Genomic DNA, 16,307 nt, shown 5'->3' on the forward strand with positions numbered 1-16,307 from the left:
TGAGGAGCCGCAGAGATGGCGGAACACACCAGCTCGAGCATCACGATCGATGCGGCGCCGGCCGAGGTCATGGGGGTCATCTCCGACTTCGCCCGCTACCCCGAGTGGACCGGAGAGGTGAAGGAGGCGGAGGTGCTCGCCACCGACGCCGAGGGCCGTGCAGAGCAGGTCCGACTGGTGCTCGACGCCGGCGCGATCAAGGACGACCACACGCTCGCCTACACCTGGCACGGCGTCGACGAGGTCAGCTGGACGCTGGTGAAGTCCCAGATGCTGCGCGCCATCGACGGCTCCTACAGCCTCGCGCCGGTCGGTGGCGGCGACCGTACCGAGGTGACCTACCGGCTCACCGTCGACGTCAAGATCCCGATGCTCGGCATGATCAAGCGCAAGGCCGAGAAGGTCATCATCGACCGTGCCCTGGCCGGACTGAAGAAGCGCGTCGAGAGCGGCGCCGGCGCCTGATGCGCAAGGTCCTCGTCACCGGCCTCGGCGGCGCGGGCCGCACCACCGTCGCCGCGGCCACCGCGCTCGCCGCGGCCGAAGGCGGCAGTCGCGCACTGTTCCTTTCGGCCGGCCCCGGCGAAGTGCTCGGTGCCCCCGTCACCGCCGGCGTCGAGGAACCGGTCAGGGTTCACGAAGGGCTGTGGGCCGCCCGCGTCGACGCCGCCGCGGACTTCCGCGCCGAATTCCTCGACCTCCAGGAGCGCGCCTCCGCGGCCCTCGACCTGCTGGGTGCGGCCCGGCTCGAGGACGAGGAGCTGACCCGGCTGCCCGGCAGCGAGCAGTTCGCCCTGCTCCGTGCGCTCACGGTGGCGTCGCGCGGCGAGTGGGACGTGGTCGTCGTCGACATGCCGCCGCTGCCGGAGACGATCGCGCTGCTGGCCCTGCCGGAGGAACTGCGCCGTTATCTGCGCCGCCTGCTGCCGGCCGAACGCCAGGCCGCCCGCGCCCTGCGCCCCGTGCTCGCCCAGCTCGCGGGGGTTCCGATGCCCGCACAGTGGCTCTACGGGACCGCCGAACGCTGGGACACAGAGCTGGCCGGCGTGCAGTCGGTGATCGAATCCGCGAACACCACCCTGCGCGTGGTCGCGGAACCGGGCCCACGGGCCGCCGCGGACCTGCAGGAGGCACGTACAGGGCTCGCGCTGCACGGGCTGCGCGTCGACATGCTCGTACCGAACCGGAACCTGCCCAAGGAGACGGCGGACCCCTGGCTCGCCGGTCTCGCCGTCCAGCAGGAGAAGTGCCTGCGGGACTGGTACGAGACCTGGCTGCCCGGCTCCTCCGTGTGCGAGGTGCCCCACCTCGGCCGCGACCCGCAGGGCCTCGACGACCTGGCCCTGCTCCACACCGGGGCAGTCCTCACCCACGGGGACTCCCGGGACACCGGGGACGGCACCGGCTCCGGTGCGGGCAGCGGGCTCGCACCCGGACATCACCCGGACAGGGAGGCGCCACGCGGCGGCCCCGGCCGGGTCACCCGGCAGGACGCGGACACGGACGCAGACGCGGACACGGGCGCGGACACGGGCGCGGACACGGGCGCGGACACGGGCGCGGACACGGGCGCGGACACCCTCTTCGTGTGGGAACTGGAGCTGCCGGGCGCCGTCAAGGACGAGCTCTCGCTCGTCCGCCGAGGGGACGAACTCCTGATCGACGCCGGGCCGTTCCGCCGGATCCTGCCGCTGCCCTCCGCGCTGCGCCGCTGCACCGTCGCAGGCGCCGGACTGGCGGACGGCCTGCTGAGGGTCCGATTCGCGCCCGATCCCGCCCTGTGGCCGCGTACCCGCTGAACGCCGTACCGCCGTTCGGGTAACGTCGAGAGCACACGACATCTCGAAGCGGCTCCAGGAGTACGTCATGAGCGAAGCGACCGAGCGCCCCGACGCCGACGCCTGGGCGACCGCCTGCGAGGAGGACCTTCGCGAGGAGCAGGCCCGGCGCCGTGCCCAGCACGGCCCGCCGCCCGGCTCGGCCGCGGAGGAACTGCGCAAACTCTTCGACGTCGTGGCCGAGAAGGTCACCTCCTTCCAGACCTCGCTGCCGGGCGTTGCCGCGCAGAGCGCCGTCCAGCAGTTCGTGAACCAGGCGAAGGCCGCCGTCGAGCCCGTCATCGAGCGAAACCCGCAGGTCTTCGACCATCTGGCGGCCGCCGGCGGTGAACTTCTCGCCGCCTACCGGTCCGCCGTCGAGGGCCAGGAGCGCCGCTGGACCCAGCGGCCGGCCGGTTCCCGGGACACCGAGGACACCGACGACCCGCGTGACGAGGGCCCCGGCGGCAGCGAGCACATCGACCTGGACTGACCAGGGGATGCCCGCCCTCGGGTACCGTTGGCCCCAGCGGGGCTCGACCGAATACTGAGGGACACATGGGACTCACCATCGGCGTCGACATCGGCGGCACGAAGATCGCAGCGGGCGTGGTCGACGAAGAGGGCACCATTCTCGAGACGCACACCGTGCCCACCCCGTCGACTCCCGAGGGAATCGTCGACGCGATCTGCTCCGCCGTCGCGGGCGCGGGTTCCGGGCACGACATCGAGGCGGTCGGCATCGGAGCCGCCGGATACGTCGACGACAAGCGCGCCACGGTCCTTTTCGCGCCGAACATCGACTGGCGCCACGAGCCGCTCAAGGACAAGGTCGAACAGCGCGTCGGCCTGCCCGTCGTGGTCGAGAACGACGCCAACGCCGCCGCGTGGGGTGAATACCGCTTCGGCGCCGGCCAGGGCCACGAGGACGTCATCTGCATCACGCTCGGCACCGGCCTCGGCGGCGGCATCATCATCGGCAACAAGCTGCGCCGCGGACGCTTCGGCGTCGCCGCCGAGTTCGGCCACATCCGGGTCGTGCCCGACGGTCTGCTCTGCGGCTGCGGCAGCCAGGGCTGCTGGGAGCAGTACGCCTCCGGCCGTGCCCTCGTCCGTTACGCCAAGCAGCGCGCCAACGCCACCCCGGAGAACGCGACGATCCTGCTCGGCCTCGGTGACGGCACGATCGACGGCATCCAGGGCAAGCACATCAGCGCGGCCGCCAGGCAGGGCTGCCCGGTCGCCGTCGACTCCTTCCGTGAGCTGGCGCGCTGGGCGGGGGCCGGCCTCGCGGACCTGGCCTCGCTCTTCGACCCGTCCGCGTTCATCGTCGGCGGCGGTGTCTCCGACGAGGGCGACCTCGTCCTCGACCCCATCCGCAAGTCCTTCCGCCGTTGGCTGATCGGCGGTCAGTGGCGCCCGCACGCCCAGGTGCTCGCCGCGCAACTGGGCGGCAAGGCGGGTCTGGTGGGCGCGGCTGACCTGGCGCGCCAGGGCTGACCCGCCCCTTTGCCGGTACCGATTACGCCAGGTGCCCGCCACGCTTCCCGACGGCCGCAGCCTTCGGGAAGCGCGGCGGGCACCGTCGTATGTTGCTCCCATGTCGATCACTCCGAGCAGCGACCTCCCCAAGTCCCGTACCGAGCCGGACGGTTCGGCCGTGATCAGGGTCCTGAGCTACAACATCCGCTCCATGCGCGACGACGAGGCGGCCCTGGCGCGGGTGATCCGGGCCTGCCGCCCCGACCTGGTGTTCGTGCAGGAGGCCCCGCGTTTCTTCCGCTGGCGCAAGCACGCGGCACGGCTGGCCGCCGCCACCGATCTGGTGATGCTCTCCGGTGGTGCGACGGCGGCCGGACCGCTGCTGCTGTGCTCGCTGCGGGCGACGGTCGAACGGACCGAGGACCTGCTGCTGCCCCTCCGCTCCGGTCTGCACCGGCGGGGCTTCGCGACAGCCGTCGTGCGGTTCGCGGGTGCGCGGGTCGGGGTCGTGAGCTGTCACCTGAGCCTGCAGGCCGATGAGCGTCACGCGCAGGCGGGGATGGTGCTTGACCGACTGAAGGCGATGGACGTGCCGCAGGCCGTCGTCGCGGGCGACATCAACGAACGCCCCGGCGGCCGGAGCTTCCGCCGGCTGGCGGGGGAGCTCCAGGACTGCTGGGCGGTGGCGCCGTGGGGCGGCGAACAGACGTCGACGGCGGCCGATCCGCATCAGCGGATCGACGCGGTCTTCGCGACCGAGGGCGTGGAAGTGCTGGGCTGCGGCGTCCCGCTCCACGTACCGGGCGTCTCACCGGCGGACCTCGCGACGGCCTCCGACCACCTTCCGGTCCTGGCGGCGCTGAGGCTTCGGGCGACGGGGTAGTGGGCGGCTGCTGCTCCCCGAACCGGGGCGGGTTCCGGGCCCTGGGCCGCCCGGTGGGCCCTGTGCCGCCCGATGGGCCCTGTGCCGCCTTGCGGCCGGTGCTCCGCGCTTGGCAGGGCGGCCTTTGACGGCCTTTGGACCGCGGCGGCACTGAGGCTTCGGGGGGCGGGGTTTGCTCCCCGAACCGGGCTGCCGCCCTGCGCGCGGTGTGGCCCGGCTTCCCCGGCCCCGTGCCGCCCTGCGCACGGCGGCCTCGGGGAGTGCCCGACGGGAGGCACATCCAGCCTCGCCGGCGTTTGAGGCGCGGGGGTCCGGGGGCGGAGGCCCCGGACCCCCACGCGGAGCGCGGTACCGGCCGGTGCCGCGCGAAGGCGCGGGCGGTCAGACCACCGCGCCCCGCCCCGGATCGTCCGGCTCGTCGTCGTCGCCGTGCGACATCCGCGCCACCAGCGTCGCGAACCCGCCCAGGAAGCCGCCGATGCACAGCGTCGTCAGCCACCACGTCATGTCCCATCGCAGCACCACCGCGATCAGCATCAGCACCGGCCCGCCGATCACCGCGAGCCATGCGAACTTGGCCGTCACGTCGGCCTCCGGCAGCGGCGGTGGCTCCGGCGGGACGAAGTGGCCCTCGTCGCCGTCGTCGAAGTCGTCGTCGGACGGTTCCGCCACCTTGTAGTCCCGAGGCCCGCCGACCCCCGGCGCGAAGGTGACAGAGCTGCCCAGCGCGGGCTTGTCCTCCTCCTCGGGGCGGTTCGCCGGCTCCGGTGTCCCGTTCATGTCGCTCTCGAGCAGCGCCAGGTCCTCCACCGACTTGAACGGCTTCGCGCCCGGCGGGTCGGACGGCTCCTCGCCGTACCCTGCGACGATGGCCGCCCACGCGGCCTCCTCGTCGATCGGCTGCGGCTCACGGTCCGCGTCGTGCTGTTCAGCCACCGGTCGTGCTCCCTCCCAAGGCTTCCGGCGCGGCGGACCCCGTGGTCCCCGCGCTGGGAGCGAGCCGGCCGATGAACGCGTAACTCTCCTCGAAGATCCGCTCCGCATCATGGTCCAACGTCGCCACGTGGTAGCTCTGTTCCAGCAGGATCTCCGTGACGTCCGTGGAGGAGACACGGCTGAGGATCCGGGCCGAGTCGGCGGCGGGCACCACATGGTCCTCGGGGCTGTGCAGCAGCAGCATCGGCTGCGTGACCTGCGGCAGCTCGCTGTCGACCATCCGGAAGAACCTCCGCACCGAGTGCGCGGCGTGCAGCGGTACCCGGTCGTACCCGACCTCCACGACGCCCTCCTTGGCGATGTCGCTGGTCAGGCCCTTCGTGGAGGGCACCAGGTGCCGTACGACGGGCAGCAGGGACGCCATCGCGCCGTGCACCTTGATCCCCGGGTTGACCACGACGATGCCCCGGACGGTGTCCCCGTGCCTCGCGGTGAGCCGCAGCGCCAGTGCGCCGCCCATGGAGAGGCCGAAGACGAAGACCTGCCGGCAGCGCTCGAGCAGCGAGCGCAGCTCCCGGTCCACCTCCGCGTACCAGTCCTGCCAGCCGGTGACCTGCATGTCCTGCCAGCGGGTGCCGTGACCGGGCAGCAGCGGCAGGGACACCGTGAGCCCCCGCTCCGCCAGATACTCGGCCCAGGGCCGCAGCGACTGCGGGGAGCCGGTGAATCCGTGACAGAGAAGGACTCCGACCTCGCCGCCTTCATGGCGGTAGGGCTCGGCTCCAGGAATGACCGGCACCGGGGTCTCCTGTTCGTGAGGTGTACGTGGTGTACGCGGTGTATGTGGTCTACGTGGTCGTACGTGGTGGTGTACGTGGTCTGAGGGAGGGATGCGCTGCGCGGCGTACGGGCGGGACGAAGGGTGTACTTCACGGTACGCGACCGGACCGACACCGACCAGGGCCGTCCGTACATGGGTCGTGGCGGCCCGGGGACCCGGCGCGGAGAGCGCGGGCCCACCTCGGGTTAAGGTCTGTTCGACAGCAACAGGAGGCATTCGAGTTGATCTACGGCGCCATGAAGTTCTCCATCGGAGGCTCGCTGAAGCTTGCCTTCAGGCCCTGGGTGGAGGGTCTGGAGAACGTTCCCGCCGAGGGCCCGGCGATCCTCGCGAGCAACCATCTGTCGTTCTCCGACTCGTTCTTCCTGCCCGCGGTGCTCGACCGCAAGGTCACCTTCATCGCCAAGGCGGAGTACTTCACCTCGCCCGGTGTGAAGGGCCGGATGACGGCCGCGTTCTTCAAGGGCGTCGGCCAGCTTCCGGTCGACCGCTCGGGCGCGCGCGGTGCGGGCGAGGCGGCGATCAAGGCCGGCATCGACGTGATCGAGTCCGGTGGGCTGTTCGGTATCTACCCGGAGGGCACCCGCTCCCCGGACGGCCGCCTCTACCGCGGCAAGCCGGGTGGCCTCGCACGCGTGGCGCTGGCCACCGGCGCCCCTGTGATCCCCGTGGCGATGATCGACACGGAGAAGATCCAGCCGCCCGGCAAGGTCGTCCCCAAAGTGATGCGTCCGGGTATCCGGATCGGCAAGCCGCTGGACTTCAGCCGCTACCACGGCATGGAGGGCGACCGTTTCATCCTTCGTTCGGTGACCGACGAGGTCATGTACGAGATCATGAAGCTGTCCGGCCAGGAGTACGTCGACATCTACGCGACGGCCGCGAAGCGGCAGATCGCCGACGCGGAGAAGGCCGAAAAGGCAGCCCGCGCGGAGGCCGAGAAGGCGGAGAAGGCCGGCAAGGCCGAGAAGAAGTCGCAGCGACCGGCCGCGTAGCCGGGTCGCGGCACTGCTACGGGGTGGGGAAAATGGCCAGGCGCGAGCGGGTCGTACGGATGTCCGTCGAGCTGCCGCTGTGGCGTGCGCTGGCCGCGTACCGCCTGCTGACCATGGTGTACGCGGTGCTCCTCTTCGTCTTCACCCGGCAGAACTTCGAGCGCCCGCTGGTCGCGGTCGGTGTCCTCGCGGTGATGGTCGTGTGGACCCTCGCCACCCTCCCCAAGGTCGCGAACGCGGCGCGCTGCACCGGCGGCTTCCTGGTCGCGGACCTGGCCATCGCGCTGACCGGCATCCTCCTCACCCCGCTGGCCGATGTGCACGCCCAGACCCATGACGGCCCCACCCTGCCCTCGATCTGGACGGCGGGCTCGGTGCTCGCCTTCGCGATCAAGGGTGGCTGGCGGTGGGCCGGCTTCGCGTCCTCCTTCGTCGCCGTCGCCAACATCATCGAGCGCGGTGAACCCAGCCGGGACACGTTCCACAACGTGCTGCTGGTGTGGGTCGCCTCCATAGCCATCGGCTACGTCGTCGAGGTGGCGCGTGCCTCGGAGCGCACTCTCGCCCGCGCCTTGGAGATCGAGGCGGCGACCCGAGAGCGGGAGCGGCTGGCGCGCGACATCCACGACGGTGTGCTGCAGGTGCTGGCGATGGTGCAGCGGCGCGGTACGGCGCTCGGGGGCGAGGCCGCGGAGCTGGGCAGAATGGCGGGCGAGCAGGAGATCGCGCTGCGCAGCCTGGTCGCCGGCGGTCTGGTCCCCGCCTCCCGGGTGTCGGAGGACGAGTCGCAGGGCGCGGTCGTGCGGATCGTCGACGTACCGGACGACGACGAGCCGGGGCGGCCGTGCGATCTGCGCACGCTTCTCTCCCCGCACGCCGGGGCGCGGGTGACACTGTCCGAGCCGGGTGCCCCGGTGCTGATGGACGCCGCGGCGGCGCGCGAACTGGCGGCCGCCGTCGGGGCCGCCCTGGACAATGTGCGCAGGCACGCCGGTGAGGACGCCCGGGCCTGGATCCTCGTCGAGGACTGGACCGACGAGGTGATCGTGACGGTCAGGGACGACGGCCCGGGCATCGCGGAGGGCCGGCTCGCGCAGGCCGAGGGCGAGGGCCGGCTCGGTGTCGCCCAGTCGATCCGCGGGCGGCTGCGGGATCTCGGCGGGACGGCCGAGCTGATCTCGGTCCCCGGCCAGGGCACGGAAGTAGAGCTCAAGATCCCTCGGGGGAAGGCAGGAAGATGACGGACCAGCAGACGATCAGGGTGATGGTGGTCGACGACCACCCCATGTGGCGGGACGCGGTGGCCCGCGACCTCGCCGCGGCCGGCTTCGACGTCGTCGCCACCGCGGGCGACGGCGCGCAGGCCGTGCGCAGGGCCAGGGCCGCCGCGCCCGACGTGCTCGTGCTGGACCTCAACCTGCCCGAGATGCCGGGCGTGCAGGTGTGCAAGGAGCTCGTGGGGGCGCTGCCGGGGCTGCGGGTCCTGGTCCTGTCGGCGAGCGGTGAGCACGCCGACGTCCTGGAGGCGGTGAAGTCCGGCGCCACGGGCTATCTGCTGAAGTCCGCGAGCACGGAGGAGCTGACGGACGCCGTGCGTCGCACGGCCGTGGGCGACCCCGTCTTCACGCCGGGTCTCGCGGGCCTGGTGCTCGGCGAGTACCGTCGCCTCGCGTCCGAGCCCGCGTCACCGGCCGGTGCCGACGATCCGAAGGCGCCGCAACTGACGGATCGGGAGACCGAGGTGCTGCGACTGGTCGCAAAGGGCCTGTCGTACAAGCAGATCGCCGAACGGCTGGTCATCTCGCACCGCACCGTCCAGAACCATGTGCAGAACACGCTCGGCAAGCTGCAGTTGCACAACCGGGTCGAGCTCGTGCGGTACGCGATCGAGCGAGGCCTGGACGACGCGTGACCGGACGGATCCATCCGTACGGGTGAACAGCGGGCGGTCAACGGGCGCACATCGCGCAGGAATTGACCATTCGGCCCATCCCTGAGTGACCTGCGTCACCATTAGCGTGACGGTCATAGGGCTCATCAGGCGAAGGGAATTCTTCCATGCGCGTCGGAGTACTGACCGGGGGCGGCGACTGCCCCGGCCTCAACGCGGTCATCCGCGCCCTTGTCCGCAAGGGTGTGCAGGAGTACGCGTACGAGTTCGTCGGCTACCGCGACGGCTGGCGCGGTCCGCTCGAAGCCGACACCGTCCCGCTCGACATTCCGGCCGTCCGGGGCATCCTGCCCCGCGGCGGCACGATCCTCGGCTCTTCGCGCACCAACCCTCTGAAGGAAGCCGACGGCATCCGCCGCATCAAGGAGAACCTCGCCAAGAACGAGGTGGACGCCCTGGTCGCGATCGGCGGCGAGGACACCCTCGGCGTCGCCGCGCGGCTGTACGACGAGTACGGCGTCGCCTGCGTCGGCGTGCCGAAGACCATCGACAACGACCTGTCCGCCACCGACTACACCTTCGGCTTCGACACGGCAGTCGGCATCGCCACCGAGGCCATCGACCGCCTCCACACCACCGCCGAATCGCACATGCGTGTCCTCGTCGTGGAGGTGATGGGCCGTCACGCGGGCTGGATCGCCCTCCACTCCGGCCTGGCCGGCGGCGCCAACGTGATCCTCATCCCCGAGCAGCGCTTCGACGTCGACCAGGTCTGCGCCTGGGTCACGTCCCGCTTCAAGGCGACCTACGCCCCGATCGTCGTGGTGGCGGAGGGGGCGATGCCGCAGGACGGCGACGCGGTCCTCAAGGACGGCACGCTCGACTCCTTCGGCCATGTCCGGCTGTCCGGCGTGGGGGAGTGGCTGGCCAAGGAGATCGAGAGCCGTACGGGCAAGGAGGCCCGCACCACCGTCCTCGGCCACGTCCAGCGCGGCGGCACGCCGAGCGCGTTCGACCGCTGGCTGGCCACCCGCTTCGGGCTGCACGCCATCGACGCCGTGCGGGACGGGGACTTCGGCAAGATGGTGGCGCTCCAGGGCACCGACATCGTGCGGGTGCCGATCGGGGATGCCACCGCCAGGCTCAAGACGGTCGACCCCAAGCTCTACGAGGAGGTCGGCGTCTTCTTCGGCTGACACCGAACACGCCGAAGGCGTCGACGTCTCCGGTCGGCGCCCACCTGCCCGGCTGTGGGCCGTATATTCGCGATATCCGGCCCACAGCTCGCGAACCGGGAGAAATCGTGGAAATCCTCGCCTTCGGTGTCCAGGCGGACGAGAAGCCGCTGATCGAGAGGGCGTTCGCGCCGACCCACGACGTCCACTGCCTGGACGTGTTCCTCAACGAGGACACCGCCCCCATCGCCGCGGGTCACGAGGTGATCTCCACCAGCGTCAACGCCCGGCTGAACGCCGAGGTGCTGCGGACCCTCGCCGCCGGCGGCACGGCGATGATCGCCCAGCGGTCCACCGGCTTCAACAACATCGACCTCGACGTGGCCGCGGACCTCGGCCTGACCGTCGCACGCGTGTCGTACTACTCGCCGTACGCCGTCGCCGAGTTCGCCTGGACGCTGGCCATGGCCGTCAACCGGCGTGTCGTACGAGCCTCCAACCGCACCCGCGACTTCGACTTCCGGCTCGACGGCCTGATGGGCCGCGACATGCGCGGCCGCACGGTCGGCGTGATCGGCACCGGAAAGATCGGCGAGGCGTTCACCAGGATCGCCCACGGTTTCGGCATGCGGCTGCTCGGCTGGGACCTCGCCCCCAACCCCGTCTGCGTCGAACTGGGCATGGAGTACGTCGACAAGGACGAACTCCTCGCCGCCGCGGACCTGGTCAGCCTGCACGTACCGCTGCTGCCCGCCACCCGGCACCTGATCGGCGCCGGGGAGCTGCGGGGCATGAAGGACGACGCGATCCTCGTCAACTCCAGCCGCGGGGGCCTGGTCGACAGCGACGCGCTCGTCGCCGAACTGCGCCGCGGCCGCTTCGCCGGGGTGGGCCTCGACGTCTACGAGGCGGAGGCCGGGCTCTTCTTCCTCGACAAGTCGATGGAGGCGGTCGACGACGACACCCTGGCCCGGCTGATGACCTTCCCCAACGTGCTCGTCACCTCGCATCAGGCGTACTACACGGCGGAAGCGGTCGGCCAGATCGTCGACACCACCGCACGCAACGTCGACGACTACCTGGCGGGCCGGCGAGGCGAGAACGTCCTCGTCCCCGCCTCGCCGCCCGCCCCCTGACGGTCGCCGCCCCCGGTTCGGCCGCTATCCGACGAGCACACCCGCCAGCAGCGACGCCGTCAGCGCCGCGCCGTTCATGGTGAGCACCGACTCCGGGTGGAACTGCACGCCCGCGAAGCCGTCGCCGCGCAGCGCGTGCACGTCGCCGGTCTCCGCGTCCCGGCTCAGCTCGATCCGGTGCATGGCGAGCTCCGCGGCGGCCGCGTCGTCGCACCGCGCCGTGAAGCTGTTGTAGAAGCCGACCGTCTCCGGGCGGCCGAAGAAGTCGATCCGCTCCTGCGCGCCCTGGTACGGCTCGGCCTTGCGGACGATGTCGATGCCGAGCTCCGCCGCCAGCAGTTCGTGACCGAGGCACACACCCAGCAGACCGTGGCGGTGACTTCTCAGCAGGTCCGCCGCGAGCGCCCGCAGGAAGCGCATCTTCGGGTCGAAGGCGTCCCCCGGATCGCCGGGACCGGGGCCCAGCACCACGGGCCCCCGGTGAGAGAGCACCCGGTCCCGCAGAGCCGGCGCGTCGTACCGCAGCACCGTCACGTCCAGGCCCGTCGAGCGCAGCAGATGCGCCAGCATCGCGGTGAACGTGTCCTCGCCGTCGACGACCAGCGCGTGACCCGACAGCTCCGCCGTACGCTCCTGCATCCGCAGCCAGAACGGCGCGAGATCGGCCCGCCGGGCGTCCAGCGCCGCCCGCACCCGCGGGTCCTCCGCCAGCCGCGGGGCCGGTCCCGCGGCGTGCGGCCGGCCGGGGCGCACGCCCAGCGCCGCGAGCACCCCGGCCGCCTTGGCATGCGTCTCCGCGACCTCGCCCGCCGGATCCGAATGCCGCACCAGCGTGGCCCCGACCGGCACCCGCAGCGCGCCTTCGGCGTCGATGTCGGCGGTACGGATCAGGATCGGCGAGTCGAGCGTCTGCGCGCCGCCCGTGTCCTGACCGATCAGCGCCAGGGCCCCCGCGTAGTAGCCCCGCCCGCCGGCCTCGTGCCGCTCGATGACCCGGCAGGCGTTCTGCACCGGCGATCCCGTGACCGTGGCCGCGAACATGGTCTCCTTCAGCACCTCGCGCACATCGAGGGAGGAACGCCCGCGCAACTCGTACTCGGTGTGCGCCAGATGCGACATCTCCTTGAGCCGGGGACCGACGACCACCCCGCCTCTGTCGCCGACCCTGCACATCATCTTGAGCTCCTCGTCGACCACCATGGACAGCTCCTCGCGCTCCTTGCGGTCGTCCAGGAAGCCGAGCAGCGCCTCTGCCGTCGGTCCCTCCGGCGGGTAGCGGAAGGTCCCGCTGATCGGGTTCATCACGACCGTTCCTCCGCTCATGCGCACATGCACCTCCGGGCTCGCGCCGACCAGCGTCCGCTCCCCGGTGTGCACGACGAAGGTCCAGTACGCTCCCCGTTCGCCGGCCAGCAGACGACGGAACAGCGCGAGCGCGTCGGTGCGGCCGAAACCGGGGATCCGCCCGGTGAAGGTGCGGCGGACGACGAAGTTCGCGCCCTCGCCGCGGCCGATCTCGTCCTCGACCACACGCCGGACGACGTTCGCGTACGCCTCGTCGTCGACGTCGAACTCCCCGTCCTCGACCCGAACGGCATGACGGGGCAGGGCCGTGAGGACCTCGCCGAGAGGGAGTTCGTGGTACTCGTCGGCCACCAGCACCGACAGCGGCGTGCCGTCGTCGGTGACGTCGAAGCCGCGCTCCGCGATCTGGCGGAACGGGATCAGCGCCAGCGAGGGACGGTCGCCCACCGGGATGTCGGCGAGGCGCGCGGCCTCGTGAACCCGGCCGATCAGCACCTCGACGGTGTCCTGGTCACGGCCCGGTGTGCGCCGGCGGAGCAGCGCGAAGGGCGGGCAGTCGTCCTCGAGCAGTCGTCCGATGAGCATGCGGGGTGTTCCTTCCGTGGGAGGAGGAACGGCCACTGTCCCGAAAACAGTGAAGGCCGCCCCTCGGGCGGCCTTCGCGATCGGTGTCTGCGCGCGATCAGGAGGTGGGCCGCCGGAGTGCGGTCCACCACCAGTTCTGAATCTGCTGCGCGAACATGCCGCCGACCCTAACGCATCCGCCCGCGGTGCCGGGGCCTGTCCCACGATGAGGACGGGCGCGGCGCCGCGGGCGGGAGTGTCCGGACGGACACCGGAGATCGGATCAACCGGATCGGATCAACCGGATCGGATCAGCCGGATCCGATCAGCCGGATCCGATCAACCGAATCCGATCAACCGAATCCGATCAACCGGATCGGATCAGCCGGATCAGATCAGCGCGTTGTAGATCTGCCAGCCGGGGCCGATCGACGTACGGGGCGCGAACGGCGCGGAGGCGCTGCCCGACCCCTTGTAGAACCACAGCGCACCGGAGGGCTCGCGGGCGACCATGTCCGCGATGCCGTCCTGGTCGAGGTCACCGGTGGTGACCAGGGTGTCGAACATGTTCCAGCCCGCGCCGACCCTGACACGCGGCTCGTACGGCGAGGTGGCGCTGCCGGTTCCCTTGTAGAACCACAGCACGCCGGAACCGTCACGGGCCACCAGGTCGGCCTTGCCGTCCTGGTTCAGGTCGCCCGGGCCCAGGATGGTGTTGTAGATCTGCCAGCCGAAGCCGACCTTCACCCGGGGGGCGAACGGCGCGCCGGGCGTGCCGGTGCCCCGGTAGAAGTAGATGTCGCCGGAGCCCTCGCGACCGATCGCGTCGCCCTTGCCGTCGCCGTCCATGTCGCCGGTGCTGAACACCATGTTGTACAGGTTCCAGCCCGCGCCCACCTTCAGACGCGGCTTGAACGGCTGGTCCTTGTCGCCGCTCGCCACGTAGTGCCACAGCAGGCCGGAGCCGTCGCGGGCCACCATGTCGCCCACCTGCGCGTCCGCGCGCAGCGGACCGAGGTCGGTCATCAGGTTGTAGCCCTGCCAGCCGCCGCCCACGCGGTAGCGGGTGAAGAACGGCGCGGAGGCGCTGCCGGTGCCCTGGTACTGGTACAGCGAGCCGCCGGAGTCACGGGCCAGCAGGTTGAAGCGGTTGGTGCCGGGGTCGGGAGCGGTGGGGGCACCCTCCACGACATCGGCGGCCTTCACCCAGGTGATCTTGTGGTGGAAGCGGATCGGCACGAAGAGGGTGTCGCCGATGACGTTCTTCTGCGCGGAGCCGAACCAGTCGTCGCCCCTCACCGCGGGGCCGGCCTTCACATAGGCCTGTCCGGAGGCGAAGTCGAACTTCGTCAGGAAGGCGTTCTCGTCACCGGGCGGCTCGAGGCCCGCGGCGGTGTAGGCGGCGGTCTCCGGGAAGGAGCGCCCGTAGACCTCGGCCGACGTCGCACCTGCCGCCACCTTGACGGTCGTGGCATCGGTCACCGGGACGGTGTACTGGCCGCCCGGGTTGTGGAACCAGGCCTTCTTGCCCGCGTACCAGATCGCCGTCCAGTTGGTCCTGGCCTCGGCGACGACGTAGCTGCCACCGGCACGGACCTTGTTCCCGTAGTTCGAGCCCTCGGACCAGAGGGAGGTGAAGTACGGGTCGGTCAGCGTCGACGCGCTTGTCGAGGGCGACGTGTAGAGGTAGCCGAAGTTCGACGGGCGGGGGGTGACGGCGTCGCCGCCGACGGTGAGCTTGGGCTGGTTCGCCGTGGTGAACGGGGGAACGACACGGACCACCTGGCCGGCCCTGAGCGGACCACCCGCACCCTGGTCGCCCTGCGGGGCGCCCATCAGGTCCATGTAGTGGTTCCAGTCCCAGTACGGGCCCGCGTCCCAGTGGAGGTTCCTCATGCCGGCGTCCGTCTGGAGCGCCACCTCGTCATGCCCGATGATGTGGTCGCGGTCCAGCGGCACGTTGTACTTGGTGGCCAGGAACTTCACCAGGTCGGCGGAGGACTGGTACTGGGGCTCGGTGTACCACTTGCCTTCCTTGATCGCGTAGCCCTCGTGCTCCACGCCGATCGCGTGCATGTTGTGGGTCCAGTTGCCCGCGTGCCACGCCAGGTGCTTGTTCTCGATCATCTGGGTGACCAGACCGTCCGAGGCGCGGATCAGATAGTGGGCGCTGCCCGGGACGTCCGGGTTCGTGAGCGCCGCGAGCGAGCCGTCGTAGCCGCCCTCGGTGTCGTGGATGACGATCTGCCGGATGTCCACGCCCTGGTTCGGGCGGTCGCCGAGCGTGTAGTTGCGCTTGCCCGTGCTCGACGTGCGGGACGGCACGTAGTTGCAGTACAGGCCGGTGGGGCACTCGGGCGTCGGGTCCGCCGTGGTGGAGGCGTAGCTCGCCGCCAGCGGGACGTTCGCCCGCTTGACCGGCTTGACCGACGGGTCGGCCGGCAGGGAGACCTGCTCGCCGTCCAGGGTGAGCTCCCGCTCTCCCGTCCTGATCGACTCGAAGACGCGCTTGGCGAAGAGCTCGGCGCCCTTCTTCTCCGGCGACTGGCTGTAGCGAGCCACCGCCGGGTACCAGGCGCCCGGGTCGTCGGACAGCTCCGCGCCGGCTTCCTTCTGGTATTCGGCGAGCAGAGCCGCGCCGGCCCGGATGGACTCGGAGGTGTCGCTCTGGACCGCCTCGGAGGAGCTGTCGATCAGCTCGGCCGCCTTGTCCGCGGTGTGGAGCCGGGGATCGTCGGTGTCGACGGTGGCCTCGGCCAGGATCCGACGGACCTTGTCGGGATCGAAGGACTTCTCGATCTCCGGCTTGCCGCTGCCGTTGAAGTGGGCGATGGCCTCCTCGCCGGCCTCCTCCGTCTCGATGTCCTCCGGGTCGACGTCCGTCAGACCCATCACGTTGTACGCGCCGGTGACGCTCGGCTCGCCGTCGTGGGCCTCCCAGCGCGTCTGCCGGTACGAGACCGCCATCAGCACGCTCTGGGGAACGTCGAACTCGCGTGCCGCTTCCGCGAACTTGCTCTGGAGCGACTCGTTCCGGCTGCTCTTGTCGTTGCCGAGCCCGACGAGATCGGGGGACGCGACCGCGACCGTCCCGATCGTGGCGGTGGCGACGACTGCTGCTGCCACGCCGTAGAAGAGCCGTCTTTTCTTTCGATCCCTGCGGTGCCCCTGGCTCACGCCCACCCCTGGTTGTTTTGTTTTTGATTTGTTTGCAAATCGGGGCGCAGGGTAACACCACTGGATCCGGTGAACCTCTTCGAGAGACATTTCGGGCAGCTGTCT

At 71.0% G+C, this 16,307-nt stretch carries 15 protein-coding genes; 10 read left to right on the forward strand and 5 right to left on the reverse strand.

All coding sequences use genetic code 11. From position 1 onward, the window contains the following. Positions 1-15: 15 nt before the first annotated feature. The 5 genes from ACFYV1_RS10120 to ACFYV1_RS10140 all read left to right on the forward strand — a co-directional run bounded on the left by ACFYV1_RS10120 (position 16) and on the right by ACFYV1_RS10140 (position 4,182). Positions 16-465: an SRPBCC family protein gene (locus ACFYV1_RS10120; RefSeq protein ID WP_389394961.1), complete on the forward strand. Its 450-nt coding sequence runs from the start codon at positions 16-18 to the stop codon at positions 463-465. Beyond that, positions 465-1,799, forward strand: a complete 1,335-nt coding sequence (locus ACFYV1_RS10125; protein ID WP_389394962.1) for an ArsA family ATPase — start codon at positions 465-467, stop codon at positions 1,797-1,799. The genes ACFYV1_RS10120 and ACFYV1_RS10125 overlap by 1 nt, the downstream gene beginning before the upstream one ends. A 67-nt stretch (positions 1,800-1,866) precedes the next feature. Beyond that, complete coding sequence (locus tag ACFYV1_RS10130; RefSeq protein WP_389394963.1) at positions 1,867-2,310, forward strand: DUF5304 domain-containing protein; 444 nt, start codon at positions 1,867-1,869, stop codon at positions 2,308-2,310. A gap of 65 nt (positions 2,311-2,375) precedes the next feature. Next, positions 2,376-3,317: an ROK family glucokinase gene (locus ACFYV1_RS10135; RefSeq protein ID WP_389394964.1), complete on the forward strand. Its 942-nt coding sequence runs from the start codon at positions 2,376-2,378 to the stop codon at positions 3,315-3,317. A 100-nt stretch (positions 3,318-3,417) separates the two neighbouring features. Further along, the gene (locus ACFYV1_RS10140) at positions 3,418-4,182 is read left to right on the forward strand and encodes an endonuclease/exonuclease/phosphatase family protein (protein ID WP_389394965.1); all 765 of its coding nucleotides are present in this window, start codon (positions 3,418-3,420) and stop codon (positions 4,180-4,182) included. 381 nt (positions 4,183-4,563) lie between these two features. Here ACFYV1_RS10140 and ACFYV1_RS10145 read toward each other — a convergent pair whose 3' ends face one another. Both ACFYV1_RS10145 and ACFYV1_RS10150 read right to left on the reverse strand, forming a co-directional pair. Next, positions 4,564-5,118 carry a hypothetical protein gene (locus ACFYV1_RS10145; protein ID WP_389394966.1) on the reverse strand — a complete coding sequence of 185 codons (555 nt, stop codon included), beginning with the start codon at positions 5,116-5,118 and terminating at the stop codon, positions 4,564-4,566. Beyond that, positions 5,111-5,917: an alpha/beta hydrolase gene (locus ACFYV1_RS10150; protein WP_389394967.1), complete on the reverse strand. Its 807-nt coding sequence runs from the start codon at positions 5,915-5,917 to the stop codon at positions 5,111-5,113. The genes ACFYV1_RS10145 and ACFYV1_RS10150 overlap by 8 nt, the downstream gene beginning before the upstream one ends. A 263-nt stretch (positions 5,918-6,180) precedes the next feature. Between ACFYV1_RS10150 and ACFYV1_RS10155 the strand changes: the two genes are divergently transcribed. From ACFYV1_RS10155 to ACFYV1_RS10175, 5 genes are all read left to right on the forward strand, one after another. Continuing rightward, positions 6,181-6,954 carry a lysophospholipid acyltransferase family protein gene (locus ACFYV1_RS10155; protein ID WP_389394968.1) on the forward strand — a complete coding sequence of 258 codons (774 nt, stop codon included), beginning with the start codon at positions 6,181-6,183 and terminating at the stop codon, positions 6,952-6,954. Between the two features lie 32 nt (positions 6,955-6,986). Further along, on the forward strand, positions 6,987-8,195 hold the full coding sequence (macS, locus tag ACFYV1_RS10160) for a MacS family sensor histidine kinase (RefSeq protein ID WP_389394969.1): 1,209 nt from the start codon (positions 6,987-6,989) through the stop codon (positions 8,193-8,195). Then, complete coding sequence (locus tag ACFYV1_RS10165) at positions 8,192-8,866, forward strand: response regulator (protein ID WP_389394970.1); 675 nt, start codon at positions 8,192-8,194, stop codon at positions 8,864-8,866. The genes macS and ACFYV1_RS10165 overlap by 4 nt, the downstream gene beginning before the upstream one ends. 146 nt (positions 8,867-9,012) lie before the next feature. Beyond that, positions 9,013-10,041, forward strand: coding sequence for a 6-phosphofructokinase (locus ACFYV1_RS10170; RefSeq protein ID WP_389394971.1), 1,029 nt, complete (start codon positions 9,013-9,015; stop codon positions 10,039-10,041). A 107-nt stretch (positions 10,042-10,148) separates the two neighbouring features. Next, positions 10,149-11,156, forward strand: coding sequence for a 2-hydroxyacid dehydrogenase (locus tag ACFYV1_RS10175; RefSeq protein ID WP_389394972.1), 1,008 nt, complete (start codon positions 10,149-10,151; stop codon positions 11,154-11,156). Between the two features lie 24 nt (positions 11,157-11,180). On the opposite strand, the gene ACFYV1_RS10180 is transcribed toward ACFYV1_RS10175, so the two are convergent. The 3 genes from ACFYV1_RS10180 to ACFYV1_RS10190 form a co-directional block, all read right to left on the reverse strand. Beyond that, positions 11,181-13,046, reverse strand: coding sequence for an anthranilate synthase family protein (locus ACFYV1_RS10180; protein WP_389394973.1), 1,866 nt, complete (start codon positions 13,044-13,046; stop codon positions 11,181-11,183). A gap of 97 nt (positions 13,047-13,143) precedes the next feature. Then, a complete protein-coding gene (locus ACFYV1_RS10185; RefSeq protein WP_389395278.1) occupies positions 13,144-13,203 on the reverse strand; it encodes a trp operon leader peptide in 60 nt (19 codons plus the stop codon). A gap of 212 nt (positions 13,204-13,415) precedes the next feature. Next, complete coding sequence (locus ACFYV1_RS10190) at positions 13,416-16,202, reverse strand: N-acetylmuramoyl-L-alanine amidase (RefSeq protein ID WP_389394974.1); 2,787 nt, start codon at positions 16,200-16,202, stop codon at positions 13,416-13,418. Between the last annotated feature and the right edge of the window lie 105 nt (positions 16,203-16,307).

Source organism: Streptomyces sp. NPDC003023 (genome assembly GCF_042888225.1).
In the GTDB taxonomy this organism is placed as follows: Bacteria; Actinomycetota; Actinomycetes; order Streptomycetales; family Streptomycetaceae; genus Streptomyces.